Source organism: Actinomycetospora sp. (assembly GCF_055612215.1).
In genome coordinates this window covers 1-1,689 of record NZ_JBVPVA010001159.1, presented here as the reverse complement: position 1 = coordinate 1,689, position 1,689 = coordinate 1, and the positions used below count along the sequence as shown (strand labels likewise).

General features: G+C 73.5%; 1 protein-coding gene. It reads left to right on the top strand.

Annotated elements, in window-relative coordinates; all coding sequences use genetic code 11:
- The first annotated feature begins 300 nt into the window (after positions 1–300).
- Positions 301–1,575: a threonine ammonia-lyase IlvA gene (gene ilvA, locus AC0CYZ_RS31245; RefSeq protein WP_472222088.1), complete on the top strand. Its 1,275-nt coding sequence runs from the start codon at positions 301–303 to the stop codon at positions 1,573–1,575.
- Positions 1,576–1,689: the final 114 nt, after the last annotated feature.

Genomic DNA, 1,689 nt, shown 5'->3' with positions numbered 1-1,689 from the left:
CATCCGCAGCTTGTCCAGCGCGTCCGAGGCGTTGGAGATCAGCTCCCGCAGGAACACGTCCTTGTCGGAGTAGATCGAGTGGATCATCAGCTGCAGCAGCTGACGGGCCTCGGCCTGGAACTCGATCGTCTCGGTCATCGCTCTACTGCGTCCTTCCGGGCTCGCCGTCCTGGTCGCCCACCACGATATCCGGGGGCTCCCGTGTGGCCCGACGCGTCCGCCCGGGAGGGCGCTCGGCCGGGGCGTCGCGGTCGCGACCTACCATGAGCCGTTCGGACCAGACGATCAGGGAGCAGTGCGATGGCGGGCGGGGACGGGACGGCGTTCGAGAAGCAGGTGCTCGAGGCCGCGGAGCGTCTCACCGGCATCGCGGAGCTGACGCCGCTGCAGCCGAACCCGCGCCTGTCCGCCGCCTCCGGCGCGGACGTGTGGTTCAAGCGCGAGGACCTGCAGGTCGGCCGCTCCTACAAGCTGCGCGGCGCGTACAACCTCATCTCCCAGCTCGACGACGAGGCCCGCGCCGCCGGCGTCGTGTGCGCCTCGGCCGGCAACCACGCCCAGGGCTTCGCGTTCGCCTGCCAGGCCCACCGGGTCCACGGCCGGGTGCTCATCCCGTCCACCACCCCCCGGCAGAAGCGCGAGCGGATCGCGGCGCTCGGCGGCGACATGGTCGACCTCGTGGTCCAGGGCGACACCTACGACGAGGCCTCGTCGGCGGCCACGGCCTTCGCCGGCGAGACCGGCGCGACGCTGGTGCCGGCCTTCGACGACAGCCGGACGGTGGCCGGCCAGGCCACGGTGGTCGCGGAGGTCGTCGAGCAGCTCGGGCACGCGCCCGACGTCGTCGTCGTGCCGGTGGGCGGCGGCGGGCTGCTGGCGGGCACCGCGACGTGGCTGGCGTCCGCGTACCCACGGACCCGGGTGATCGGGGTCGAGCCGGCGGGGGCGCGCAACGTGGCGGCCGCGCTGCACGCGGGCACCCCCGTGGTGCTCGACGAGGACGGGTTCGACCGGTTCGTCGACGGCGCCGCGGTCCGCAAGGCCGGTGCGGTCACCTTCCCGATGATCCGGCGCTCGGGCGCGCAGGTGATCGCCGTCGACGAGGGCCTGGTCTGCACCGAGATGCTCGCGCTCTACCAGACCGAGGGCATCATCGCCGAGCCCGCGGGCGCCCTGGCGGGCGCGGCGCTGCGCGCCGACGGGCCGGAGCTGGACCTGACGCCGGGCGAGACGGTCGTCGCCATCCTCTCCGGCGGCAACAACGACGTCTCCCGCTACGCCGAGGTCATCGAGCGCTCGCTGCGCTTCCAGGGCCTCAAGCACTACTTCCTCGTCGAGTTCCCGCAGGAGCCGGGCGCGCTGCGCCGCTTCCTCGACGAGGTCCTCGGCCCGGACGACGACGTCACGCGCTTCGAGTACGTCAAGCGCGACAACCGCGAGTCGGGGCCGGCACTCGTCGGTGTCGAGATCGGGCAGCGCGCGGACTACGAGCCGCTGCTCGAGCGGATGGCGCGCTCGCCGCTGCAGATCGAGGTGCTCGAACCGGGGTCACCGGCCTTCCGCTTCCTGGTCTAGGCGCCGCCGCGCCTCGGCGGCCACCGGCACCACGGCGATCGCCAGCACCGGGGCCAGCGCCGCCGCGGTGAAGCCGATCGCGTAGCTCGTCCCGCCGATGAGCGCGCCCAACAC